The organism is Naasia sp., from assembly GCF_025465545.1.
Lineage (GTDB): Bacteria > Actinomycetota > Actinomycetes > Actinomycetales > Microbacteriaceae > Naasia.
In genome coordinates this window covers 114239-139738 of sequence record NZ_JAODMK010000010.1, presented here as the reverse complement: position 1 = coordinate 139738, position 25500 = coordinate 114239, and the positions used below count along the sequence as shown (strand labels likewise).

Here is a 25500-nt window from a genome sequence, read left to right as displayed (position 1 = left end):
ACCTAAACTCGAAGGCATGCAGCCGACCCGTGCCGTCCGCCCCTTCGAGGTGATCAGCGACTACACGCCGAGCGGTGACCAGCCGACCGCCATCGCGGAGCTCGCCGGCCGCATCAACGCGGGGGAGACCGACGTCGTTCTGCTCGGCGCGACCGGCACCGGCAAGTCCGCCACCACGGCCTGGCTGATCGAGGCCGTCCAGCGGCCCACCCTCGTGCTGGCCCACAACAAGACGCTCGCCGCGCAGCTCGCCAACGAGTTCCGCGAGCTCATGCCCAACAACGCGGTCGAGTACTTCGTGTCCTACTACGACTACTACCAGCCCGAGGCGTACGTGCCTCAGACGGACACCTTCATCGAGAAGGACTCGTCCATCAACTCGGAGGTGGAGCGGCTTCGGCACTCGACCACCAACTCGCTGCTCAGCCGGCGGGACGTCATCGTCGTGTCCACGGTGTCCTGCATCTATGGACTGGGTGCCGCCGAGGAGTACCTCGAGGCCATGGTCGCGCTCCAGGTGGGCGAGCGCATCTCGCGGGACCGCCTGGTGCGCCGGTTCATCAACATGCAGTACGAGCGCAACGACTACGACTTCTCCCGTGGCCGCTTCCGGGTGCGCGGCGACACCATCGAGATCATCCCGGTCTACGAGGAGCACGCGATCCGCATCGAGATGTTCGGTGACGAGATCGAGGCGCTCTACGTGCTGCATCCGCTCACCGGCGAGGTGATCCGGCAGATCGACGCCATCTCGGTGTTTCCCGCGACGCACTACGCGGCCAGCCCCGACACGATGCGGCGCGCGATCGGCACCATCCGCGTCGAGCTCGCCGAGCGGCTCGAGGAGCTCGAGCGGCAGGGCAAGCTCCTCGAGGCCCAGCGACTGCGGATGCGCACCACCTTCGACCTGGAGATGATGGAGCAGATCGGCTTCTGCTCCGGCATCGAGAACTACTCGCGGCACATCGACGGCCGGCGCCCCGGAGCCGCGCCCAACTGCCTCATCGACTACTTTCCCGAGGACTTCCTGGTGGTCATCGACGAGTCGCACGTCACCGTCCCGCAGATCGGCGCGATGTACGAGGGCGACGCCTCCCGCAAGCGCACCCTCGTCGAGCACGGCTTCCGGCTGCCCAGCGCCATGGACAACCGGCCGCTGAAATGGGAGGAGTTCAAGGCGCGAGTCGGCCAGACGGTGTACCTCTCGGCGACGCCCGGCCGCTACGAGCTCGGCATGGGCGACGGCGTCGTGGAGCAGATCATCCGCCCCACCGGCCTGATCGACCCGCAGATCGTGGTCAAGCCGAGCAAGGGCCAGATCGACGACCTGCTCGAGGAGATCCGCCTCCGCGTGGAGCGCGATGAGCGCATCCTGGTCACGACGCTCACCAAGAAGATGTCGGAGGAGCTCACCGCGTATCTCGCCGAGGCGGGCGTGCGGGTGCGCTACCTGCACGCGGATGTCGACACCCTCCGCCGGGTGGAGCTCCTCACCGAGCTCCGGCAGGGTGTCTACGACGTGCTGATCGGCATCAACCTGCTCCGCGAAGGTCTCGATCTGCCCGAGGTGTCGCTGGTCGCCATCCTCGACGCCGACAAGGAGGGCTTCCTCCGATCCTCCACCTCCCTCATCCAGACCATCGGCCGCGCCGCCCGCAACGTCTCCGGCGAAGTGCACATGTACGCCGACAAGCTGACCGACTCCATGAAGCAGGCGATCGAGGAGACCACCCGGCGCCGGGAGCGTCAGGTGGCCTACAACACCGAGCACGGCATCGACCCTCAGCCTCTCCGCAAGAAGATCGCGGACATCACCGACGTCCTGATCCGTGAGGGCGCCGACACCAAGGAGCTGCTGGAGGGGCGCCAGTCGGGCAAGCGCTCGCCGACCCCGAACCTGCGTCGCCAGGGCATCGCCGCTGCCGGGGCCAACGAGCTGGAGTCGATCATCGCCGACCTCAACGACCAGATGCTGCAGGCCGCCGCCGAGCTGAAGTTCGAGCTCGCGGGCCGACTGCGCGACGAGGTGGTCGACCTCAAGAAGGAGCTGCGGCAGATGGCCAAGGCCGGACACCTGGTCTAGCCTCGTGCGACAGCGAATCAGTCTGGTCACCCTCGGAGTGGCCGACCTTGACCGCGCACGCCGCTTCTACCTCGCGCTCGGCTGGCGGCCGAGCCCGCGGTCGGTCGAGGGAGAGGTGCTGTTCTTCGACGCGGGCGGCACGGTCGTCGCGCTGTGGGACAGGGCGAAGCTGGCGGCCGACTCCGGCAGACGCGACTCCGGCGGCTGGGGCGGCATCACGCTCGCTTCCAACGTGGGCAGCGCCGCCGAGGTCGACCGGGTCCTCGACGAGGCGGCCACCGCCGGCGCCGTCCTGGCCCGGCGCGGGGCGGCCACCGAGTGGGGCGGCTACTCGGGGGTCTTCGTCGACCCGGACGGCCACCCCTGGGAGGTCGCGCACAACCCCGACTGGTTCCTCGACCCGGACGGCGCGGTCCGCCTCGACTGAGCCCGCCAGGCGGTTATCGAGGATCGCTCGTGTCGGTGGACGGGCGAGCAGTAGCATGGCGCATCCGACTAAGGGGGCCACAGTGCCGCGCCAATCCCTCGACGTGCCCGGCTGCGAGACGGGCGACATGGTCATGATCCACGGCCTGTTCCGGTCCATGTTCGGCGATGCGCCGGGGCTCGTCCGCAGCGTCGCCCCCGGTGACCGCGATCGCGCCAAGATCGTCGGCGACCACGTGCTCGAGATGGTCGAGGCGCTGCACCGGCATCACCACGGCGAGGACACCCTGCTCTGGGACCGGCTCTCCGAGCGCAGCCCTGCCTGCGGGCTGCACATCGCCGTGATGAAGTCGCAGCATCAGGCGATGTCGGCACTCCTGGACGAGGTGGTCCCCACCACGAAGTCCTGGCAGGCGAGGGGCTCTGTGCGGGAGCGGACCGGGGTCGCGGAGAAGCTGGACGGGGTGAACGCCGCTCTCCTCGAGCACCTCGGCGCCGAGGAGAGGGACATCCTCCCGTCCGCCGCCGCCGCGCTCAGCCAGCGCGAGTGGAACCTCCTCGGCGAGCACGGGCGGGCGGGCATCCCGAAGGGCCGGCTCTTCATCCAGCTCGGCTTCATCCTGCAGAGCATGCCCGCGGCCTCGCGGCACGCGTTCCTCGCCGAGATGCCCCCGCCGGCCCGGGTGCTCTACCGCCTCGTCGGCCGGCACCAGTACGCCGCGCACCGCCGCCGCGTCTACGGCACCGCCGCATAGCGCCACCCCTCGGCCGGCTCGGCGAGCGCCCGGCGTGTCGCCCGCCCACAGCGAAACCGGGCCCGGTGTCGGAGGTGCCGAACTAAACTTCTGTGGTGCCGATTTCTGCTGTGCCTGGAGCGAAGCTGAGTGTACGCGGGGCCCGTGTGCACAACCTGCAGAACGTGGACCTCGAGATCCCGCGCGACTCCCTCGTCGTCTTCACCGGGCTCTCCGGGTCGGGCAAGTCGAGCCTCGCGTTCGACACGATCTTCGCCGAGGGGCAGCGGCGCTACGTCGAGTCCCTCTCCGCCTATGCCCGCCAGTTCCTCGGACAGGTGGACCGGCCCGACGTCGACTTCATCGAGGGCCTCAGCCCTGCGGTGTCCATCGACCAGAAGTCGACCAACCGCAACCCGCGGTCGACGGTGGGCACGATCACCGAGATCTACGACTACATGCGCCTGCTCTGGGCGCGCATCGGCGTTCCGCACTGTCCCGTCTGCGGCGAGGTGATCTCCCGGCAGACCGTGCAGCAGATCGCCGACCAGCTGATGGAGCTGGAGCCGGGCACCCGGTACCAGGTGACCGCGCCCGTCGTGCAGCAGCGCAAGGGCGAGTTCGTCGACCTCTTCAAGGAGCTCGCCGCCAAGGGCTACTCCCGCGCGATGGTCGACGGCGCCGTGATCCAGCTGACCGATCCGCCGAAGCTCAAGAAGCAGATCAAGCACGACATCGCGGTCGTGGTGGACCGCCTCGTCGCCTCCGAGGACCTGCTGACGCGGCTCACCGACTCGCTCGAGACGGCGCTCAGCCTCACCGAGGGCATGGTCCAGATCAATTTCCTCGATCTCCCGGGCGACGATGCATGGCGGACGTTCTCCGAACGGCTGTCCTGCCCCAACAACCACCCCATCCAGCTCACCGAGATCGAGCCGCGCACCTTCTCGTTCAACGCCCCGTTCGGCGCCTGCCCCGAGTGCTCGGGCCTCGGCACGCGCATGTCGGTCGACGCCGACCTGCTCCTCGGCGACCCCGACCTGACGATCCGCGAGGGCGTCATCCTGCCGTGGGCGAGCCAGGGCAAGGGCCTCTACAACTATTACGAGCGACTGCTGGTGGGCCTGGCGAAGGACCTCGGCTTCTCCCTCGACATGCCATGGCGCCGGCTGCCCGAGGAGGCGAAGGACGCGGTGCTCCGCGGCAACGACTTCGAGGTGCGGGTGCGGTGGAAGAACCGCTTCGGGCGCGAGATGACCTACACCCAGGGCTTCGAGGGCGTCATCCCGTACCTCGAGCGCAACTACATCCAGGCCGAGTCGGACTCCGCGCGGGCCCGCTGGGCCGAGTACCTCCGCGAGGTGCCCTGCCAGGTCTGCAACGGCAAGCGGCTGAAGCCGGAGGTCCTCGCGGTCCTCGTCGACGGGCACAGCATCGCCGACCTGTCCAACCTCAGCCTGATCGACGCGAGCCTGTTCGTGAACACGCTGACGCTGAACGAGCGCGACGTGAAGATCGCCGCCCAGGTGCTCCGCGAGATCCGGATGCGGCTCGACTTCCTGCTCCAGGTGGGACTCAGCTACCTGAGCCTCTCGCGTTCCGCCGGCTCCCTGTCCGGCGGTGAGGCGCAGCGCATCCGGCTGGCGACCCAGATCGGCTCGGGCCTCACCGGCGTCCTCTACGTTCTCGACGAGCCGAGCATCGGCCTGCATCAGCGCGACAACCGCCGCCTGATCGACACCCTCGTGAAGCTGCGCGACCTCGGCAACACACTGATCGTGGTGGAGCACGACGAGGACACCATCCGCACCGCGGACTGGATCGTCGACATCGGACCGGGAGCCGGTGTCAACGGCGGGCTCGTCGTGCACTCCGGTGACTACACGTCGCTCCTCGGTGAGGAGGCCTCGATGACGGGGGACTACCTCGCCGGTCGTCGGTCCATCGAGACTCCGAAGAAGCGCCGGAAGATCGACAAGAAGCGGCAGCTGAGCGTGGTCGGCGCCTCGGCCAACAACCTGCAGAACGTGTCCGTCGACTTCCCTCTCGGCGTCTTCGTCGCGGTGACGGGCGTGAGCGGCTCGGGCAAGAGCACGCTCGTCAACGACATCCTCTACCGGGTGCTCGCCAACCGGCTGAACGGGGCGCGCAAGGTCGCCGGACGGCACACCCGCGTGACCGGGCTCGACAACCTCGACAAGGTGGTGCACGTCGACCAGGCGCCCATCGGTCGCACCCCTCGCTCCAACCCGGCCACCTACACGGGCGTGTTCGACCGCATCCGCACCCTCTTCAGCGAGACCATGGAGGCGAAGACCCGCGGCTATCAGCCGGGCCGGTTCAGCTTCAACGTCAAGGGCGGCCGCTGCGAGAACTGCCAGGGCGACGGCACCATCAAGATCGAGATGAACTTCCTGCCCGACGTCTACGTCGTCTGCGAGGTCTGTCACGGCGCCCGGTACAACCGCGACACCCTCACGGTCCACTACAAGGGCAAGAACATCGCCGAGGTGCTCGACATGCCGATCGCCGAGGCCGCCGACTTCTTCGAGCCCATCTCCGCGATCCACCGGTACCTCAAGACGCTCGTCGAGGTGGGCCTCGGCTACGTCCGGCTGGGCCAGAGCGCGACGACCCTCTCGGGTGGCGAGGCGCAGCGCGTGAAGCTCGCCACCGAACTGCAGCGCCGGTCCAACGGGCGCACGGTCTACGTGCTCGACGAGCCCACCACCGGACTGCACTTCGAGGACGTCCGCAAGCTGCTGCTGGTGCTCAACTCGCTCGTCGAGAAGGGCAACACCGTGATCACGATCGAGCACAACCTCGACGTCATCAAGTCGGCGGACTGGGTGATCGACCTCGGCCCCGAGGGCGGGGCGGGCGGCGGCACCGTGCTCGCGACAGGAACCCCGGAGAAGGTCGCCCAGGTGGAGGGCAGCCACACGGGCGGCTTCCTCGCGGAGATCCTCGGCACGCGTCGCGCGCTCGAGCGCGCGTCCTGAGGCGCCGTGGCACTCAGCTACCGGCCGAAGGCCGGTGAGATCCCGACCGAGCCGGGCGTGTACCGGTTCTCGGATGCCCAAGGACGAGTGCTCTACGTCGGGAAGGCGAAGAACCTCCGCGCCCGGCTGAGCAACTACTTCGCTCCGCTGCACACCCTGCACGAGCGCACCCGCCGGATGGTGACGACCGCGTCCTCGGTGCAGTGGACGACGGTCGCCAGTGACTTCCAGGCGCTGCAGCTCGAGTACACCTGGATCAAGGAGTTCGACCCGCCGTTCAACGTCAAGTTCCGGGACGACAAGACCTACCCGTACCTCGCCGTCACGCTCGGCGATGAGGCGCCCCGGGTGATCGTGACGCGGAACCGCCGCATCCCGGGCGCCCGGTACTTCGGCCCGTATCCGAAGATCTGGGCTGTCCGGGAGACGATCGACCAGATGATCCGGGCCTTCCCGATCCGCACCTGCTCCGACTCCAGCTACAAGCGGGCGATGGAGAGCGGCCGGCCGTGCTTCCCGGGCCAGATCGGCCGCTGCGGGGGACCGTGCTCGCAGAAGGTGACGATCACCCAGCACCGGGCGATCGTCGACCAGTTCGTCGCCTTCATGGCCAATCCGGATCCGCGGATGGTCGCGGACCTCACCCGCGCGATGAAGCAGGCGTCCGCGGACCTCGACTTCGAGCGGGCCGCGGAGCTCCGCGACCGCATCGGGGCGCTCCAGAACGTGCTCGAGTCGAGCGCGGTGGTGCTGCCCGAGACCGTGGAGGCCGACGTCTTCGGCATCGCCCACGATGAGCTCGCGGCAGCGGTGCAGCAGTTCCGGGTGCGCGGCGGGCGAGTGCGGGGCGTGCGCTCGTGGGTCGTCGACAAGGAGCTCGACCTCGGCATGGGCGACCTCGTCGACTCGGTGCTGCAGAGCGCGTACGACGGCGCCGAGCCGCCTCCGAAGGAGGTGATCGTGCCGGAGCTGCCGGAGGACGCGGACGCGCTCGAGCAGCTGCTCAGCGGTCTGCGCGACCGCGGGGCCGTCCGGCTGCGCGCGGCCCAGCGCGGGGAGAAGGCGGCACTGCTGCAGACCGCGACCCTCAACGCGAAGCAGGCCCTCAACCTCTACAAGATGCGCAGGAGCGCCGACTACGTGTCCCGCAGCCGGGCGCTCACCGACCTCCAGGAGGCGCTCGGCCTGACCGAGGCGCCGCTCCGGATGGAGTGCTTCGACGTGTCGCACCTCTCCGGCACCAACATCGTCGCGTCCATGGTGGTCTTCGAGGACGGCCTGCCCCGCAAGGACCAGTACCGGCGCTTCAACGTCGTCGACTCGACCGACGACACCGAGTCGCTCTATCAGGTGCTCAGCCGGCGGCTGGGGTACCTCGACTCCGCGCCGGTCGGCGACCCGGACGAGGACGAGACCGAATCCGGCGACGTTGCCGCCCGGGACGAGGACGACGACGACGTCGCCGAAAGCCCCGACCCTGAGGCGGACGACGCTGCTCCCGCTCCTCGCCGGCCGGGCAAGTTCTCCTACAGCCCGAACCTCCTGATCGTGGACGGCGGCCAGCCCCAGGTGCAGGCGGCCGCGCGAGCGCTGCGCGAGTCCGGCGTTGAGGGCATCGCCCTGTGCGGCATCGCCAAGCGCCTTGAGGAGGTGTGGCTGCCCGACAGCGACTTCCCGATCATCCTGCCCCGCAACAGCGACGCCCTGTTCCTCATGCAGCGCATCCGCGACGAGGCCCACCGGTTCGCGATCACCCACCAGCGAACCCGGCGCAAGCGCGACATCACCTCGGTCCTGACCGAGATCCCCGGGCTCGGCACCGCCCGGGTGCGGGACCTGCTCCGCCACTTCGGCTCGGTCACCCGCCTCAAGCAGGCGACGCCCGAGGAGATCCAGGCGGTCAAGGGCATCGGGCCCCGCCTCGCGGAGACGATCTCGGAGCGACTGCGCGCGTGACACCGGCCTTCCCCCGCCGCTCGCCTACGCTGGGGGCAGCAGCCACGACCGGAAGCGGAGCATGACCCTTTCCCCCGGGAACGACGCGGCACCCGACGCGCGCCGCACGCCGCTGAGCGGCCAGAACGTGCTCATCGTCACGGGCATGTCCGGGGCGGGCCGCAGCACGGTGGGCAATGCCCTGGAAGACCTCGGCTGGTACGTGGTGGACAACCTGCCCCCGCAGATGCTCGCGACGCTCCTCGACGTGGCGGAGCGCGCGGGGGAGAGTCTGCCCCGCATCGCCGTCGTCGTCGATGTGCGAGGCGGCGCCCTGTTCGCCGAGCTGCGTGAGCTCGTGCAGCAGCTCAAGGGAACGACGCAGATCCGGGTCCTCTTCCTCGAGGCGAACGACGGCGTCCTTGTGCGCCGGTTCGAGCAGGTGCGCCGGCCGCACCCGCTCCAGGGCGACGGCACGCTGCTCGACGGCATCACGGAGGAGCGGTCCCGCACCGCGTCCGTCCGGGAGCAGGCCGACATCGTGCTCGACACCTCTGAGCTCAACATCCACCAGCTCAGCACCGCGATCATCGACATCTTCAGCGAGGCGGACACCCCGGGTGTCCGCGTCACGCTGACCAGCTTCGGCTTCAAGTACGGCCTGCCCACCGACGCCGACATGGTCGCCGATGCCCGATTCCTGCCCAATCCCTACTGGGTTCCGGAGCTGCGGCCGGGCACCGGGCTCGACGGCGAGGTGAGCGCGTACGTCCTCGGTCAGGAGGGCGCGGCGGAGTTCATCGACGGCTACTCCGCGGCCCTCGTGCCCGTCCTGTCCGGATATCGGCGCGAGAACAAGCGGCACGCTACGATCGCCATTGGTTGCACGGGGGGAAGGCATCGGTCGGTCGCGATCGTGGAGGAGATGGCGAGACGACTCCGGGAACAGCCCGGTGTGAGTGTGAGCGTGAAGCACCGCGACCTCGGTCGAGAGTGACTCCGCCCGCCCCGATGCCGCGAAGATGCGACACTGGGGAGATGGGTGGAGGACGAGGGACTTGGCACTGACCGCGGATGTGAAGGACGAGCTCGCGAAGATCGAGGTCGGCAAGACGACGGTCCGCGCGGCTGAGTTGGCCACCATCCTGCGCTTCGCCGGTGGCCTGCACCTGATCTCGGGACGCATCGCGGTCGAGTCCGAGCTGGACTCCCCGCAGGTCGCCCGGCGCGTCCGCAAGGACCTGGCCGAGCTCTACGGCGTGCGCGGAGACGTGGCCGTGATCTCCGCCTCCGGAGTCCGCCGGACCAACACCTATGTGGTGCGCGTCATCGAAGGCGGGGAGACCCTGGCCCGGCAGACCGGCCTCCTGGACGCCCGTCGCCGGCCGATCCGGGGCCTGCCGAATCGCCTCACCACCGGTTCCATCGAGGACCTCTCCGCCATCTGGCGCGGCGCATTCCTCGCCCGCGGCACCCTCACCGACCCTGGCCGCTCTGCGGCCCTCGAAGTCACCTGCCCCGGCAACGAGACCGCCATGGCGCTCGTCGGCGCGGCGGGCAGGCTCAGCGTCTCTGCGAAGGCCCGCGAGGTGCGCGGGGTGCACCGGGTGGTCATCCGCGACGGCGAGGCCATCGGCGACATGCTCGAGCGGATGGGCGCGACCGAGACCCGGCAGAACTGGGAGGACCTCCGGCAGCGCCGGGAGGTCCGCGCCACCGCCAACCGACTCGTCAACTTCGACGACGCGAACCTGCGCCGCTCCGCCCAGGCCGCCGTCGCCGCCTGTGCCCGGGTCGAGCGGGCCCTGGAGATCCTCGGGGACGGCATCCCGGACCACCTGCAGTACGCCGGCCGGCTCCGGCTGGCGCACCGCGACGCGAGCCTCGACGAGCTCGGCCACTTCGCCGACCCGCCCATGACCAAGGACGCGGTCGCCGGCCGCATCCGCCGCCTGCTCGCGATGGCCGACAAGCGCGCCGTCGAGCTGGGCGTCCCGGGCACGGACGCGAACCTCCCCCCGGATCTCGACGACTGATCCGCCGAGTGCGCCCCGGGACGCCGAGCGCGCCCCGTACACGTAGCGCGCTCGGCGCCTCGAGGCGCGCTCGATGAGCAGCGGGACGCGCCCCCTGACCCTGGGAGGATCCTCCCGGTCGATTCTCGGGAATAGCGCATCCGGCGCCCAGTTCTACACTGGGAACGACCCGGAGAGGCGCCTTCTGGGTGGCCCCCGGGGCCACGAGAGGAGACAACTGGATATGGCTGAGTACACCCTTCCCGATCTGGGGTACGACTACGGAGCGCTGGAGCCGCACATCAGCGCCACGATCATGGAGCTGCACCACAGCAAGCACCACCAGACCTACGTCACGGGCGCCAACACGGCGCTGGCCCAGATGGCGGAGGCCCGCGAGAGCGGCAATCTCGCCAACCTGAACAAGCTGCAGAAGGACCTGGCCTTCAACCTGGGCGGGCACGTCAACCACTCGATCTTCTGGACCAACATGTCGCCCGACGGCGGCGACCGGCCCACCGGTGAGCTCGCTGCCGCGCTCGACGAGTCGTTCGGATCGTTCGACAAGTTCCAGGCGCACTTCACCGCCGCGGCGATCGGCGTTCAGGGGTCCGGCTGGGCCCTCCTCGCCTACGACACCATCGGCGGCAACCTCGTCATCGAGCAGCTCTTCAACCAGCAGGACAACATCCCGGCGCTGAGCGTCCCGCTGCTCATGCTGGACGTGTGGGAGCACGCGTACTACCTCGACTACAAGAACGTGCGACCCGACTACGTGAAGGCCTGGTGGAACGTGGTCGACTGGGCGAACGTGCAGCAGCGCCTCGAGGCCGCCCGCTCGAACGCTCGCAGATTGCTGCTCCTTCCCTAGCGATAGGCTCGTCTCGGCGGGTCTGTCCTGCATGGATGGTCCCGCCGAGACCCTCACTCGGCGCCCCTTCGGGCCCGCCGAGACCCTTGAACGGCGGGTCCGCCCGCCACGGATAACCCCACCGGCGTCCACGGACGCCCCGTTGTCAGGAGATCTTCGTTGGTTCGTGTCGGCATCAATGGCTTCGGTCGCATCGGCCGCAATTACTTCCGCGCCGCCCTCGCCAAGGGCAGTGAACTGGAGATCGTCGCGGTGAACGACCTCACCGACAACCGTGCTCTCGCGCACCTGCTGAAGTACGACTCCATCACCGGGCGCCTGGCTGCCGAGGTCACCCTCGAGGGCGACTCCATCGTCGTCGGCGGCAAGGCCATCAAGGTCCTCGAGCAGCGCGACCCTGCCGCCCTCGGCTGGGGCGACCTGGGCGTCGACATCGTCATCGAGTCGACCGGCCGGTTCACCGACGCCGCCGACGCGGGAAAGCACATCGCGGCCGGCGCCAAGAAGGTGCTGATCTCGGCTCCCGCCAAGGGCGAGGACGCGACCTTCGTGATGGGCGTCAACCACGAGGACTACGACCCCGAGAACCACCACATCATCTCGAACGCCTCCTGCACCACCAACTGCCTCGCGCCGCTCGCCAAGGTCTTCCACGACACCTTCGGCATCGAGCGCGGCCTGATGACGACGGTGCACGCGTACACCGCGGACCAGAACCTGCAGGACGGCCCGCACTCCGACCTCCGCCGGGCGCGCGCGGCCGCGGTCAACATCGTGCCGACCTCCACCGGCGCCGCCAAGGCGATCGGTCTGGTGCTGCCCGAGCTGAAGGGCAAGCTGGATGGCTTCGCGCTGCGCGTACCGGTCCCCACCGGATCGATCACCGACCTCACCGTGACCGCCACCAGGACGGCGAGCGTCGACGAGATCAAGGCTGCCTACAAGGAGGCTGCCGAGGGCTACCTCAAGGGCATCCTCAAGTACACCGAGGACGAGATCGTGTCCTCCGACATCGTGAGCGACCCGCACTCGTCGATCTTCGACTCCGGCCTCACCCGGGTGCTCGGCAACCAGGTGAAGCTCTCGGCGTGGTACGACAACGAGTGGGGCTACTCGAACCGCCTCGTCGACCTCACCGAGTACGTCGCCGCGCGGCTCTGACCCGATGGTGTTCCGCACCCTCGACACGCTCGGCTCCCTCGGGGGCAGGGCGGTCGTCGTCCGGTGTGACCTCAACGTCCCCCTGAAGGACGGCGAGATCACCGACGACGGCCGCATCCGCGCCTCCCTGGCAACCATCTCCGAGCTGCTCGACGAGAACGCACGCGTGACGGTGATCTCCCACCTCGGCCGTCCTGACGGGGCGCCGCAGGCGAAGTACAGCCTCGCGCCGGTCGCGCAGCGTCTCGGTGAGCTCCTCGGCATGGAAGTGCAGTTCGACAGCGTCCCGGCCGCCAAGACGTCGAAGGACCTCGGGGACGGCGAGGTCCGACTGCTGGAGAACCTTCGGTTCGACCCCCGGGAGACCAGCAAGGACGAGGGCGAGCGTCAGGCCTACGCCCGGGAGCTCGCCCAGTTCGGCGAGGTGTTCGTGTCCGACGGCTTCGGCGTCGTGCACCGCAAACAGGCGAGCGTCTACGAGCTGGCGAAGGCGCTGCCGAGCGCCGCCGGCACGCTGATCGCCGACGAGCTCGACGTGCTGGAGCAGCTCACCGAGAAGCCGGAGAAGCCGTACACGGTGGTCCTCGGCGGCTCGAAGGTCAGCGACAAGCTCGGGGTCATCGACCATCTGCTTCCCCGCGTCGACTCGCTCCTGATCGGCGGGGGCATGCTGTTCACCTTCCTCGCCGCGCAGGGTCACCCGGTGGGCAAGAGCCTCCTCGAGCAGGACCAGCTCGACATCGTCCGCGAGTATCTGGACCGTGCCGAGAGGCTCGGGGTGGACATCGTGCTGCCGACCGACGTCGTCGTGGCCGCATCGTTCTCCGCGGACGCGCAGCACCAGACCACCGCCATCGACGCGATCGAGGCCACCCCGTTCGGCGCGGACGGCATCGGCCTGGACATCGGTCCCGAGACGGCGGCCCGGTTCGCCGAGATCATCTCGTCGTCGAAGACCGTCTTCTGGAACGGACCGATGGGCGTCTTCGAGTTCCCCGCCTTCGCCGAGGGAACCCGGACGGTCGCCGATGCGCTGACCCGCGTCGACGGGCTCTCCGTCGTCGGCGGCGGCGACTCGGCAGCCGCCGTCCGCGCCCTCGGGTTCGATGACGAGCAGTTCGGTCACATCTCCACGGGTGGCGGCGCCAGCCTGGAGTTCCTGGAGGGCAAGAAGCTGCCCGGTCTGGAGATCCTCGGATGGCAGCAGTAGCCGGGCGCGTGGGCGTCCTGGAGGGCAGTGCGAGATGGCAGCAGTAGCTGGGCGCGTGGGCGTCCTGGAGGGCAGTGCGAGATGGCAGCAGTGACCGGGCGTGTGCCGTTGATCGCCGGCAACTGGAAGATGAACCTGGACCACCTCCAGTCGATCGCGTTCGTGCAGAAACTCGCGTGGACGCTGAAGGACGCGGGGCACGACTACCGCACCACCGAGGTCGCGATCTTCCCGCCGTTCACCGATCTGCGCTCGGTGCAGACGCTGATCTCGGCCGACAAGTACGAGCTGGCCTTCGGCGGCCAGGACCTCTCCCAGCACGACTCGGGAGCGTACACCGGGGAGATCTCGGGCGCGTTCCTCGCCGCCCTCGAGGCCAGGTACGTGCTCATCGGCCACTCCGAGCGGCGCGTCAACCACGGCGAGACCGACGAGATCGTCGCCGCAAAGGTCGCAGCGGCACTGCGGCACAAGCTCGTCCCGGTTGTCTGCGTCGGCGAGACCGCGGCGGACCTGGAGGAGTTCGGGCCCAGCGCCGTGCCGGTCGCGCAGCTGCGCACCGCCCTCGCCGGCGTGCCGGCGGATGCCGAGATCGTCGTCGCCTACGAGCCGGTCTGGGCCATCGGGTCGGGACAGGCCGCGACTCCCGAGCAGGCCCAGCAGGTGGCAGCCGCACTGCGCTCGCTGCTCGCCGAGGTGCTCTCGCCCGAAGCGGCGGAGGCCACCCGAGTGCTCTACGGCGGATCCGTCAAGGCATCCAACATCGCCGGCTTCCTGCGGGAGCCGGACGTCGATGGCGCCCTGGTCGGCGGGGCGAGCCTCGACCTCAAGGAGTTCTCGAGCATCGCCCGCTTCCTCAAGCACGTCGGCGCCTGACCCCGAGCGGATGCGGCCAGGTCAAGGCCTGAGCCGCATCCCGCACGCGGACGTAGGCTCGATCCGCCCGCCGGCGAAGAGGAGAGGTCCGTGAGCAAGCCCCAGGCGATCCTCGCCGGTCGCTACCGCCTCGTGCGCCTCATCGCCACCGGTGGAATGGGCGTCGTCTGGGAGGCCTGGGACGAGCTCCTCCAGCGCCCGGTCGCGGTCAAGGAGCTGCGCACCGAGGTGGGCGTGCCGGAGGACGAGGCGGAGCTCGCCAAGAACCGCGCGATGCGCGAGGCGCGGATCACCGCTCGGCTGCACCACCCGCACGCGGTGCCGGTGTTCGACGCCATCGAGCACGAGGGCCGACCGTGCCTGATCATGCAGTTCGTGCCGTCCCGGACGCTCTCCGACGTCCTCCGCGACGACGGGCGGCTCTCGCCGCACGACGCGGCGAGGATCGGCGGCCAGATCGCCTCCGCCCTCGCGGCGGCACACAAGCTCGGCATCGTGCATCGCGACGTGAAGCCCGGCAACATCCTGATCGCCGAGGACGGCTCCGCGATGATCAGCGACTTCGGCATCTCCCACGCGCTCGGTGACGCGACGCTCACCTCCACGGGACTGGTCCACGGCACTCCCGCCTACCTCGCGCCCGAGGTGGCGCGAGGTGCCGAGTCCGGCTTCTCCTCCGACGTCTTCTCGCTCGGATCGACGCTCTACGCGGCGGTGGAGGGCCAGCCGCCGTTCGGGATGGACAACAACTCCATCGCCCTGCTGCACAAGGTCGCCTCCGGCGCCTTCGCGCCGCCGCAGCACGGGGGAGCGCTGTCGGCGCTGATCCTCGAGATGCTCGCCTCGGACCCGCAGGCCCGGCCGGACATGAAGAAGGTGACCAAGCGCCTCGCTGCGCTCGAGCGGGAGTCGGAGAAGACCGCGCTCCTGCCGGTCGCGCCGCCTCCGGTGCTGCCCCCGGTCGTGCCGCCGTGGGAAGCTGAGCCGGCCACCGCGATCCTTCCTCCGGTGGCCGCGGAGTCGCTCGTGGAGGAGCCGGCGCACAGGGAGCCGGCCCCTGTCGAACCCGTCGGCCACGAGCTTCCGGAGGAACCCGCGGCTGAGGCGCACGGCGAGGAGGAGGAGGAGGAGGAGGAGGACCGGCCGCTCGCGGAAGAGGAGGTGGCTGCGCCGCTCGCCGTCGACACTGCCGCCCTCGGCGCAACCCAGGGCATGACTGCCCCGCCTGCCCCTCCCGCGCCCGTGGCTTCGGTGCCTACGGCGCCGTCGACCCGTCCCGTCGCCGTCCCGGCCGCCGGGTCTGTCGCCGCCGTCGCCGCCGCAGCTCCGCGGGTGCCGGACAGCGCTCAGGCGGCACCCGCGCGGACCGCACCCCCCTCGCCGCCGGTTCCCGACGACGGAGAGCCGGGGGAGCGGCCGGACAGGAGGAGGCTCGCCCTCCTGCTCGTCGTGCTCGCGGTGCTGGCCCTCGCGGCGATCCTGCTGACCTCCCTGATCCGCGGCCCGTTGGGGCAGCCGTCGGACGCCCGCCCCGACACGGCGGGCGGCACTCCCTCCTCCGCACCGTCGACACCGGCCCAGAGTTCCGCCACCCCCGACCCGGAGACCCGCTCTCCTCAGCCGAGCTCGCCGCCGCCTCCGGCGCCCACCACTTCCGCGCCCTCCACAGAGCCGTCCTCGCCGCCGCCGCCGGGCGACGGCGAGGCCCCGTCGGTCGACAGCGAGGACGACCTGGTGGCTGCCATCGAGGACTACTACAGCCTGGTGCCGGACGACACCGCCGCCGCCTGGCCGCTGATGACGGCGGACTACCAGGAGAACCACGCGGGCGGCAGGGATGCCTACGAGGCGTTCTGGGCGCCGGTCGACCAGGTGGACGCGGAAGACGTCACCGCCTCCGTCCCGGGCGAGGCGCAGGCGACGCTCGTGTACACGTACGACGACGGCAGCGTCACCGAGGAGGTGACCTCGTTCGTGCTCGTCGAGGAGGACGGCGTGCTGAAGATCTCCGACTCGACCGTGATCAGCAGCGTCGACCGCTGATCCTCGGGCGCTCGTCACGGGTTCCGACGGCCGCTTCTCCGCCGCGCCCGCGGCTGCGCCGGGGCCTCAGAGCGGGTAAGCGCTTATACTCGTCTTCGGCCCGGAGATCGGGCACTTGACGAAAGGCAATGCGTGGAGATCCTCGCGGTCGTGCTGCAGGTGGTGCTCGGCATCACCAGCCTTCTGCTGACCATGCTCATCCTGCTGCACCGCGGTCGCGGCGGCGGCCTGTCCGACATGTTCGGCGGCGGCGTCACGAGCAACCTGGGCGCCTCCGGCGTTGCGGAGCGCAACCTCAACCGCATCACGGTCATCCTCGGCCTGCTCTGGGTCGCGTGCATCGTGGTGCTCGGCCTCATCACTCGCTTCGACGTCGGCGCCTGACGCCCTCGCCCTTCCCACCACAGCACGAAACGAGGATCAAGTGGCATCAGGCGGCAGCGCAATTCGCGGCTCACGCGTCGGCGCAGGGCCCATGGGCGAGCAGGACCACGGCTTCCACGCCGACCGGATCGCCGTCTCCTACTGGGACGCGCTCGGCAACGAGACGGTTCGCCACTTCGCGGCGAACCTCCCCGACGACGAGATCCCCGAGGTCATCGACTCCCCGTCCTCCGGCCTGCCCGCAGGCCGGGATCAGGCCAACCCGCCCGCGGTGAGCAAGGCGGAGCCGTACAAGACGCACCTCGCCTACGTGAAGGAGCGCCGCACCGAGCAGGAAGCGGCCGAGCTCCTCGAGGAGGCTCTCACCCAGCTCCGCATCCGGCGAGGGAAGATCCCCGCCCAGAGCTGACCGAGCAACGGAAGAGCCCCTGACCAGCGCTGGTCAGGGGCTCTTCTCGTCGGTCCGAGCGGTGCGCGGTCAGTAGGTGCTGGCGATCAGGTTCTCCGGCACGTCCGCGGCCGCCGCCTTGTCGACGAAGAACACCGTGCGCTTGCGTCCCATCACGCCGGCGACGGGCACCTCGTTCGGGCTTGCGCCGGCCAGGGCGAGTCCCAGGGCGGGGGCCTTGTCGGCACCCGACAGGACCATCCACACCCGGTCGGAGGAGTTGATGGCCGGAAGCGTGAGGCTGAGGCGCTCGGGCGGAGGCTTCGGCGCCTCGCGGACCGGGACGACCATCCGCTCCTGGATGCGGTGCACCTCGCGCTCGGGGAAGAGGGAGGCGACATGCCCGTCGGGTCCCACGCCGAGGAAGGTGATGTCGAACCGGGGGACGCGCGCGCCCTCAGGGGCGGCCAGCACCAGCTCGTAGGCGTATGCCGCGGCGGCCTCGGAGATGTCGGGGATCACGTCGCTGGCCGGGAACGGGTGGATGTTCGACTCGGGGATGGCGAGAGCGTCGAGCAGGGCCTCGCGCGCCTGCACGTCGTTGCGGTCGGCGTGCCCCGCGGGCAGGAAGCGCTCGTCGCCCCACCAGAAGTGCACCCGGGACCAGTCCACGGTGTCGCGGGCGGACGAGTCGCGGATGGCCGTCTGGGTGGCGGCGCCCATCGTGCCGCCAGTGAGGACGATGTTCGCCTCTTCGTTCTCGGCGAGGAGGTCGACGACCTTGGTGATGAACCGGGCGGCGACGGATCCGGCCAGCGAGTCGGTGTCCGGGTGGATGATCACTCGGCGCTCGTTGGTCACGCTTGTCCCTTCGACGGTGCGGTCACAGTAGCATCGATCCCCACCGGGCCCTGCAGGCGGGGGAGACCGCGACGGATGACGTCGCCATAGAGGTCGTCGGGGTCCAACCGGCGCAGCTCCTCGGCGAGGCAGTCGCGGAGGCTGCGACGGGGGAGCGACACGTCGTGCGTCGGCTGTCCGGGCTGCACCAGGGTCGCGAGGTTGCCCTCCGGCCGGTCCAGCTCGATGATGCCGGAGCGGCGAACCATGCGCACCCCGTGGATGCCGCTCGAGCCGGTCGCCCGGGTGGAGACCTCGTGACTGACCGGCACGTCGAGCTGGAGGCCCAGCCAGGCGGCGAGCAGCGCGGTCGAGGGGGAGTCCTCGGCACCCTGCACCTCGACTCCGATGACCGGCTCGTACGGCGGCTGGTCCAGCACTGCGGCGAGCTGAGCCCGCCACAGGGTCAGGCGCGTCCAGGCGAAGTCGGTGTCGCCTGGCGTGTAGGTGCTCGACAGGTGACGGAGGAACTCCAGCGGGCTGGGCTGGGTCGACGAGTCGGTGATCCGGCGCTGCGCGATGCGGCCGATGGGGGAATCGGACACGATCTCGGGCGCGAGCCCCGGCCACCAGGCCACGACAGGGGCGTCGGGGAGCAGGAGACCGGTGACGAGGCTCTCCTCGTCGGTCGCCGCGCCGCCGAAGGCGCGCAGCAGGACGACCTCGCTCGCGCCGGCGTCCCCGCCGACCCGGATCTGCCCGTCGATCCTCGCCTCCGTCTCGGCCCGGGACGCGTCGTCGTGGGCGACGACGATCACGCGCATCGGGTGCTCGCGGGACGCGTCGTTGGCGGCCTCGATGGCCTCCTCCTCATGCCCGATCTCGGTGGAGATCACGAGAGTCAGCACGCGGCCGAGCGCGACCGCGCCGCCCTCCTCGCGGATCTTGACGAGCGCCTTGGAGATCCCGGCGGTGCTGGTGTTGGGCAGATCGACGATCACGGGCGTCTCCAGGTCCGGCCGTCGCGCTCCATCAGGGCGTCGGCGGAGGCCGGACCCCAGGTGCCGGGACGGTACTGCTCGGGCTGGCCCTGCGTGGACCAGAACTCCTCGACCGGGTCGAGGATCTTCCAGGAGAGCTCGACCTCCTGGTGCCGGGGGAAGAGCGGCGGTTCGCCGAGAAGCACGTCGAGGATGAGTCGCTCGTACGCCTCGGGGCTCGCCTCGGTGAAGGCGTGCCCGTAGCCGAAGTCCATCGTCACGTCGCGCACCTGCATCCCGGCGCCCGGCACCTTGGAGCCGGAGCGGATGGTGACGCCCTCGTCGGGCTGCACGCGGATGACGATCGCGTTCTGGCCCAGTGCCGAGGTCTGGCTGGCCTCGAACAGGTACTGCGGCGCCCGCTTGAACACCACGGCGATCTCGGTCACCCGGCGGCCCAGTCGCTTGCCGGCACGGAGGTAGAAAGGCACCCCGGACCAGCGTCGGGTGTTGATGTCGAGCCGCATCGCCGCATAGGTCTCGGTGACGGACTCGGGGTTCATGCCCTCCTCCTCGAGGAAGCCGACGACCTTCTCGCCGCCCTGCCACCCGCCGGAGTACTGCCCGCGAGCGGTGGAGTGCGCGAGGTCCTCGGGCAGCCGGATCGCGGAGAGCACCTTCTCCTTCTCGGCGCGCAGGTCCCTCGCGTCGAAGGACACCGGCTCCTCCATCGCGGTGAGGGCCAGGAGCTGCAGCAGGTGGTTCTGGATCACGTCGCGCGCGGCGCCGATGCCGTCGTAGTACCCGGCGCGGCCGCCCACCCCGATGTCCTCGGCCATCGTGATCTGCACGTGGTCGACGTAGTTGGCGTTCCAGATCGGCTCGTAGAGCTGGTTGGCGAAGCGCAGGGCCAGGATGTTCTGGACCGTCTCCTTGCCGAGGTAGTGGTCGATGCGGAACACCGAGTCGGCGGGGAACACGCTCTCCACGACTGCGTTCAGCTCGCGGGCCGTCTTCAGGTCGCTGCCGAAGGGCTTCTCGATGACCACCCGGCGCCACGATCCCTCGGTGGGCTCCGCGAGTCCGGACCGCCGGAGCTGCTCGGTGACCACCGGGAACGACTTGGGCGGGATCGACAGATAGAACGCGTGGTTGCCCTTGGTGCCGCGTTCCCGATCGAGGGCCGTGATCGTCCGCTTCAGCTCGTCGAATGCGGCGTCGTCGTCGAAGGTCCCCGAGACGAACCGGATGCCCTGCGCGAGCTGCCGCCAGACGTCCTCATCGAAGGGCGTGCGGGAGTACTGCCGGACGGCGTCGTAGACGATCTTCTCGAAGTCCTGGTCCTCCCAGTCCCGGCGGGCGAAGCCGACGAGAGCGAACCCCGGAGGCAGCAGCCCCCGGTTCGCGAGGTCGTAGACCGCGGGCATGAGCTTCTTGCGGGACAGGTCCCCAGTGACGCCGAAGATGATCAGGCCGCTCGGACCGGCGATGCGGTTCAGTCGGCGATCGGTGGGCAGGCGCAGCGGGTTGTAGTCCGGTGTGATGGCTACCGGCATTAACGACTCCTTGACGGTGGACGGGCAGAGCCCGTCAGGCTCGAGGGCGGAGTGCGTCGAACAGCGCCGTCGTTGCCGCGTCGGACGTCAGGTTGAGGCGGAGGACAGGCCGGCCGTGCTCGGCGAGCACGGTGGCGTCCCCGGTGGCCTGGGCCTGGATCAGCTGGCCGAAGGTGAACGGCCGATCGGGGATCGCCAGGTCGGTGGGTGCGTCCGCGGTGATCTGCAGGAACACCCCGGTCGCGGGTCCGCCCTTGTGGTACTGGCCGGTGGAGTGCAGGAACCGGGGTCCCCAGCCGAAGGTCACCGGGCGCCGGGAGGCGGTGGCGACGAAGTCTCGCGTCTCGACCAGGCGCGGGAGCGCCAGACGGTTCACGTAGGCCTGGATGGACACGTACCCGTCCGGTCCGAGCTTCGACAGGAGCGCCTCGACGGCGCCGCGGAGGTCGGTGACTCCGCCGAGCACGTCGTCCGTGCCCCGCACCTCGACCCCGCCCTCGGTGAACACCGGGGGAGTGGGCTCCGGGCGAGCATCGAGAAGCCCGCGGGCGGCGATCTTCGCGGACTCCACGTCGGGCTGGTCGAACGGGTTGATGCCGAGGAGGCGTCCGGCGACGGCGATCGCGTACTCCCAGACGAGGAGCAGCTCACCGAGGCTGCCGCTGATCACGATCTCGCCGGCCGCGAGGTGCTCGGTGTGCCTGCTGACGGTCGCCTCGCCGACCAGGCGGACGATCTGCAGGTCGGGCAGGTTCTCGGAGAGCTCCGGCGACCCGGTCTCGAGGACGACCGGCAGCAGGCCCTTGCCGTCCTTGCCGGTGGACTCGGCGATGAGCTGCTCCGCCCAGTCCGCGAAGCCGACGATGTGCGTGCCGTCTGCGACGATGCCGGTCTTGTCCTTGAGGGGCGAGGTCCCGGCCAAGGCGGCGCCGAGCACGAGTCCCGGGTTGTCCGCCTGGTCCACCGCGAGGTACACGAGCTCGGACTCCGCCTCGTCGAGGAGCTGCCCGATGTCGGCACCGGCGAGGCCGGACGGGACGAGCCCGAAGGCGGTGAGCGCCGAGAAGCGGCCGCCCACGTCCGGGTCCGCGTTGAAGACGCGGTAGCCCGCCTCGCGCGCCGAGGCGTCGAGCGGCGAGCCGGGGTCGGTCACGACGACGATCCGATCGCGGGGGTCGATGCCGGCATCCCGGAAGGCCTTCTCGTAGACGCGGCGCTGGCTGTCGGTCTCGACCGTGCCGCCCGACTTCGACGAGATGACGACCGCGCTCTGCTCGAGCCGGTCGTGCAGAGCGGAGAGCACCTGGCCCGGGTCGGTGGAGTCCAGCACGGTGAGCGGGACGCCCCCGGTGCGGGTGATCACCTCGGGGGCGAGCGACGAGCCGCCCATGCCGCCGAGCACGATGTGCTCGACGCCCTTGGCCCGCAGCTCCTCGCGGAGGGCGACGATCTCGGCGACGAGCGGCCGGGAGACGGCGACGGCCTCGGTCCAGCCGAGCCGCTTGCTCGCCTCCTCGATCGCGGCCTCGCCCCAGAGGTCGGGGTCGAGACCGGTGATGCCGGAGGCGACCCTGTCCGCGACGAGCTGGGGGACCACGCGGTCGATCGCCTCGCGGGCGGCACCGCCGGCCAGGATCCGGACGCTCACTTGGCTCCCTTGAGGGCGCTCGTGACCGTCTCGGTCAGCTCCGTCCACGAGACGACGAACTTGTCGACGCCCTCGTTCTCGAGCTGCTCGGTGACCTCATCGATCGAGATGCCGAGGGCGCCGACCGCGTCGATCGTCTGCTTCGACTCGGCGTAGGCGCCGGTCACGGTGTCGCCCTTGATCTCGGCGTGGTCGAAGGTCGCCTCGAGGGTCTTGCCGGGCATCGTGTTGACCACGCCGTGGGTGGTCAGCTCGACGACGTAGAGGGTGTCGGGCAGGTCGGGCGACTTCACGCCCGTCGACGCCCACAGCGGGCGCTGGCGGTTGGCGCCCTTCTCCTGCAGCGCGAGGGCGCGCTCCATGGCGAACTCCTCGACGAAGAGCTGGAAGGCGAGCCGCGCGTTCGCGATGCCGGCCTTGCTCTTCAGGGCCTTCGCCTCATCCGTGCCGATCGCGTCGAGCCGCTTGTCGATCTCTGCGTCCACCCGGGACACGAAGAAGGACGCGACCGAGTGGATCGTGGAGAGGTCGATCCCCGCGGCGGACGCCCGCTCAAGGCCCGTGAGGTAGGCGGCGATGACCTCCGCGTAGCGCTGCAGGCTGAAGATGAGCGTGACGTTGACGCTGATCCCGTTGGCGATCGCCTCCGTGATCGCGGGCAGGCCCTCCTTGGTGGCGGGGATCTTGATCATCACGTTCGGGCGGTCGACCTTCGCCCAGAGCGCCTTCGCCTCGGTGATGGTCGTCGCGGTGTCCCGGGCGGCACCCGGGGTGACCTCGATCGACACCCGGCCGTCGTAGCCCTCGGTGGTGTCGTAGATCGGGCGGAACACGTCGCAGGCGCGGGTCACGTCGGCGGTCGTGATCTCGAAGATCGCGCTGGTCACGTCGGCGCCCCCCGCGGCGAGCTCCCGGACCTGCTCGTCGTAGGCCTCGCCCTTGGCGAGCGCCGAGGCGAAGATCGTCGGGTTCGTGGTGACGCCCACCACGTTCCGGGTGTCGATCAGCTCCTGGAGCCGACCGGAGTCGAGCAGCTCGCGGGACAGGTCGTCGAGCCAGATGCTCACGCCGGCCTCGGACAGGGCCGCGGTGGGGGTGGGAGTGCTGGGGGCCGTGTCGGTCATCGTTCTTCCCTCATTCGTATGGTCGTCGTGCCGCCGGTCGCTCAGAGCGAGGCCAGCGATTCCTTCGCGGCCGCGACAGCGGCCTCCCGGGTGAGCCCGAACTTCTCGTACAGGACCTGATAGTCGGCGGAGGCGCCGAAGTGCTCGATCGACACGCTGCGGCCGGCGTCGCCGATCCACGGGCGCCAGCTGAGCGCGATGCCCGCCTCGATGGACACACGCGCCTTGACCGCGGCCGGCAGGACCTGCTCGCGGTACTCGGCGCTCTGCTCGGCGAACCACTCCAGGGACGGGACGGACACCACCCGGGCCGAGACGCCGTCGCCGGCGAGCTGCTCCCGAGCGGCCACCGCGATCTGCACCTCCGAGCCGGTCGCCAGGAAGATCACGTCGGGAGCTCCGCCCGGCGCCTCGGCGAGGATGTAGGCACCCTTCGCCACGCCGCGCGCGTGGGCGAACGTGTCGCCCTGCGCCTCGCCCTCGCCGCGCGCGAAGACCGGCAGGTTCTGCCGGCTCAGCGCGATGCCGGCGGGACCGTTGCGGCGTTCGAGGATCGTCTTCCACGCCCAGGCGGTCTCATTGGCGTCGGCGGGCCGCACCACGTCGAGGCCGGGGATGGCGCGGAGCGCGGTGAGCTGCTCGATCGGCTGGTGGGTGGGGCCGTCCTCGCCCAGCGCGACCGAGTCGTGCGTCCAGACGTAGATGGTGGGCGCCTTCATCAGGGCGGCGAGGCGCACCGCGGGGCGCATGTAGTCGCTGAAGATGAGGAACGTGCCGCCGAAGGGGCGGGTGTTGCCGTGCAGGACGATGCCGTTGAGGATCGCCCCCATGGCGTGCTCGCGGATGCCGAAGTGCAGCACGCGACCGTAGGGGTCGCCGGTCCACTCATGCGTCGACCACTCGCTCGGCACGAACGAGCTGCCCGAGGTGATGGTGGTCAGGTTGCTCTCGGCGAGGTCGGCCGAACCGCCCCAGAACTCGGGCATGATCGGCGCGATCGCGTTGATCACCTTGCCTGAAGCGGCCCGGGTGGAGACGTCCTTGCCCGGCTCGAAGACGGGCAGGGCGTCCTCGAGTCCGTCGGGGAGCTGCTGCGCGAGCAGGCGATCGAACAGCGCCTTGCGCTCCGGGTTCGCCGAGGCCCACGCGTCGAACTGCTCTGTCCACTCGGCGTGCTGCGCCTGGCCGCGCTCGACGGCGCCCCGGGTGCGGGCGAGCACCTCGTCCGCCACCACGAAGGTCTCGTCGGGGTCGAAGCCGACGACCTCCTTGAGAGCGCGCAGCTCGTCGCCGCCCAGGGCGGACCCGTGGATCTTGCCGGTGTTCTGCTTCTTCGGGCTCGGCCAGCCGATGATCGTCCGCAGGATGATCAGGGACGGCTTGTCCGTCGCGGCCTTGGCCGCCTCGATCGCCTCGAAGAGCGCCTGGACGTCCTCGACGTAGTCGCCGGTCTTCTTCCAGTCGACGGTCTGCACGTGCCAGTCGTAGGCCGCGTAGCGCTTCGCGACATCCTCCGTGAAGGCGATGTTGGTGTCGTCCTCGATGGAGATCTGGTTGCTGTCGTAGATGGCGATGAGGTTGCCGAGCTTCTGATGGCCGGCGAGCGAGGACGCCTCGCTCGTGATGCCCTCCTGGAGGTCGCCATCACCCGCGATCGCGTAGATGAAGTGGTCGAACGGGCTCTGGCCGGGGGCAGTGTCAGGGTCGAAGAGGCCGCGCTCGTAGCGGGCGGCGTAGGCGAAGCCGACGGCCGAGGCGAGGCCCTGGCCCAGCGGGCCGGTGGTGATCTCGATGCCGTCGGTGTGGCCGTACTCGGGGTGGCCCGGAGTCTTGGAGCCCCACTTGCGCAGCTGCTTCAGATCGTCGAGCTCTAGTCCGTAGCCGCCGAGGTAGAACTGAACGTACTGGAGCAGCGAGGCGTGACCTGCCGAGAGGACGAACCGGTCCCGGCCCACCCACTCGTTGTCGCTCGGGTCGCGGCGCATGACCTTCTGGAAGAGGAGGTACGCGGCGGGCGCGAGGCTCATGGCCGTTCCCGGGTGCCCGTTGCCGGCCTTCTCCACCGCGTCGGCGGCGAGGATGCGGGCGGTCGTTACTGCCTTGTCGTCAATGGGGTCCCATTGAAAATCTGCCACGAGGGGAAGACCCTTCTTCATGAAGTTGTACGGCCAGTTCTCGGCCTGTCCAAGTATATGGTTGCCCCCGCCGGGGGCGTCCGGCCTTG

20 protein-coding genes are annotated in these 25500 nt (G+C 70.0%); 14 read left to right on the top strand and 6 right to left on the bottom strand.

Translation table 11 applies throughout. The features are described from left to right. Positions 1-16: 16 nt before the first annotated feature. The 14 genes from uvrB to JWR33_RS02845 all read left to right on the top strand — a co-directional run bounded on the left by uvrB (position 17) and on the right by JWR33_RS02845 (position 17149). A complete protein-coding gene (gene uvrB, locus JWR33_RS02910) occupies positions 17-2083 on the top strand; it encodes an excinuclease ABC subunit UvrB (protein ID WP_297409302.1) in 2067 nt (688 codons plus the stop codon). Positions 2084-2087: 4 nt separating this feature from the next. Continuing rightward, the gene (locus tag JWR33_RS02905; protein ID WP_297409300.1) at positions 2088-2510 is read left to right on the top strand and encodes a VOC family protein; all 423 of its coding nucleotides are present in this window, start codon (positions 2088-2090) and stop codon (positions 2508-2510) included. 82 nt (positions 2511-2592) lie between these two features. Beyond that, positions 2593-3264, top strand: coding sequence for a hemerythrin domain-containing protein (locus JWR33_RS02900; protein ID WP_297409299.1), 672 nt, complete (start codon positions 2593-2595; stop codon positions 3262-3264). Between the two features lie 95 nt (positions 3265-3359). Beyond that, positions 3360-6245, top strand: a complete 2886-nt coding sequence (uvrA, locus tag JWR33_RS02895; protein ID WP_297409297.1) for an excinuclease ABC subunit UvrA — start codon at positions 3360-3362, stop codon at positions 6243-6245. A 6-nt stretch (positions 6246-6251) separates the two neighbouring features. Beyond that, positions 6252-8201 carry an excinuclease ABC subunit UvrC gene (gene uvrC / locus JWR33_RS02890; RefSeq protein ID WP_297409295.1) on the top strand — a complete coding sequence of 650 codons (1950 nt, stop codon included), beginning with the start codon at positions 6252-6254 and terminating at the stop codon, positions 8199-8201. 61 nt (positions 8202-8262) lie between these two features. After that, a complete protein-coding gene (rapZ, locus tag JWR33_RS02885; protein ID WP_297409293.1) occupies positions 8263-9177 on the top strand; it encodes an RNase adapter RapZ in 915 nt (304 codons plus the stop codon). Positions 9178-9238: 61 nt separating this feature from the next. Beyond that, positions 9239-10216 carry a DNA-binding protein WhiA gene (gene whiA / locus JWR33_RS02880; RefSeq protein ID WP_297409291.1) on the top strand — a complete coding sequence of 326 codons (978 nt, stop codon included), beginning with the start codon at positions 9239-9241 and terminating at the stop codon, positions 10214-10216. A 223-nt stretch (positions 10217-10439) separates the two neighbouring features. Next, positions 10440-11066 carry a superoxide dismutase gene (locus JWR33_RS02875; protein WP_297409288.1) on the top strand — a complete coding sequence of 209 codons (627 nt, stop codon included), beginning with the start codon at positions 10440-10442 and terminating at the stop codon, positions 11064-11066. Between the two features lie 159 nt (positions 11067-11225). Then, the gene (gap, locus tag JWR33_RS02870; RefSeq protein WP_297409286.1) at positions 11226-12227 is read left to right on the top strand and encodes a type I glyceraldehyde-3-phosphate dehydrogenase; all 1002 of its coding nucleotides are present in this window, start codon (positions 11226-11228) and stop codon (positions 12225-12227) included. A gap of 4 nt (positions 12228-12231) precedes the next feature. Beyond that, the gene (locus tag JWR33_RS02865) at positions 12232-13437 is read left to right on the top strand and encodes a phosphoglycerate kinase (protein WP_297409284.1); all 1206 of its coding nucleotides are present in this window, start codon (positions 12232-12234) and stop codon (positions 13435-13437) included. Positions 13438-13518: 81 nt separating this feature from the next. Next, a complete protein-coding gene (tpiA, locus tag JWR33_RS02860; protein WP_297409283.1) occupies positions 13519-14313 on the top strand; it encodes a triose-phosphate isomerase in 795 nt (264 codons plus the stop codon). A 90-nt stretch (positions 14314-14403) separates the two neighbouring features. Next, positions 14404-16356, top strand: coding sequence for a serine/threonine-protein kinase (locus tag JWR33_RS02855; RefSeq protein ID WP_297409281.1), 1953 nt, complete (start codon positions 14404-14406; stop codon positions 16354-16356). 132 nt (positions 16357-16488) lie between these two features. Further along, complete coding sequence (gene secG, locus JWR33_RS02850) at positions 16489-16740, top strand: preprotein translocase subunit SecG (RefSeq protein WP_297409279.1); 252 nt, start codon at positions 16489-16491, stop codon at positions 16738-16740. 40 nt (positions 16741-16780) lie between these two features. Then, positions 16781-17149 (top strand): RNA polymerase-binding protein RbpA, encoded by a 369-nt coding sequence (locus JWR33_RS02845; protein ID WP_297409277.1) that lies wholly within the window; start codon positions 16781-16783, stop codon positions 17147-17149. Between the two features lie 69 nt (positions 17150-17218). On the opposite strand, the gene pgl is transcribed toward JWR33_RS02845, so the two are convergent. From pgl to tkt, 6 genes are read right to left on the bottom strand one after another with little or no spacing between them, the layout of a single operon-like run. Continuing rightward, on the bottom strand, positions 17219-17989 hold the full coding sequence (gene pgl, locus JWR33_RS02840; RefSeq protein ID WP_297409275.1) for a 6-phosphogluconolactonase: 771 nt from the start codon (positions 17987-17989) through the stop codon (positions 17219-17221). Continuing rightward, entirely contained in the window at positions 17986-18969 is a 984-nt protein-coding gene (locus tag JWR33_RS02835) for a glucose-6-phosphate dehydrogenase assembly protein OpcA (RefSeq protein ID WP_297409273.1), read from the bottom strand. The genes pgl and JWR33_RS02835 overlap by 4 nt, the downstream gene beginning before the upstream one ends. Beyond that, a complete protein-coding gene (gene zwf, locus JWR33_RS02830; protein WP_297409271.1) occupies positions 18966-20504 on the bottom strand; it encodes a glucose-6-phosphate dehydrogenase in 1539 nt (512 codons plus the stop codon). The genes JWR33_RS02835 and zwf overlap by 4 nt, the downstream gene beginning before the upstream one ends. Before the next feature lie 34 nt (positions 20505-20538). After that, a complete protein-coding gene (locus JWR33_RS02825) occupies positions 20539-22152 on the bottom strand; it encodes a glucose-6-phosphate isomerase (RefSeq protein ID WP_297409269.1) in 1614 nt (537 codons plus the stop codon). After that, positions 22149-23276, bottom strand: coding sequence for a transaldolase (tal, locus tag JWR33_RS02820; protein ID WP_297409267.1), 1128 nt, complete (start codon positions 23274-23276; stop codon positions 22149-22151). The genes JWR33_RS02825 and tal overlap by 4 nt, the downstream gene beginning before the upstream one ends. A gap of 41 nt (positions 23277-23317) precedes the next feature. Next, the gene (tkt, locus tag JWR33_RS02815) at positions 23318-25411 is read right to left on the bottom strand and encodes a transketolase (protein WP_297409265.1); all 2094 of its coding nucleotides are present in this window, start codon (positions 25409-25411) and stop codon (positions 23318-23320) included. Positions 25412-25500: the final 89 nt, after the last annotated feature.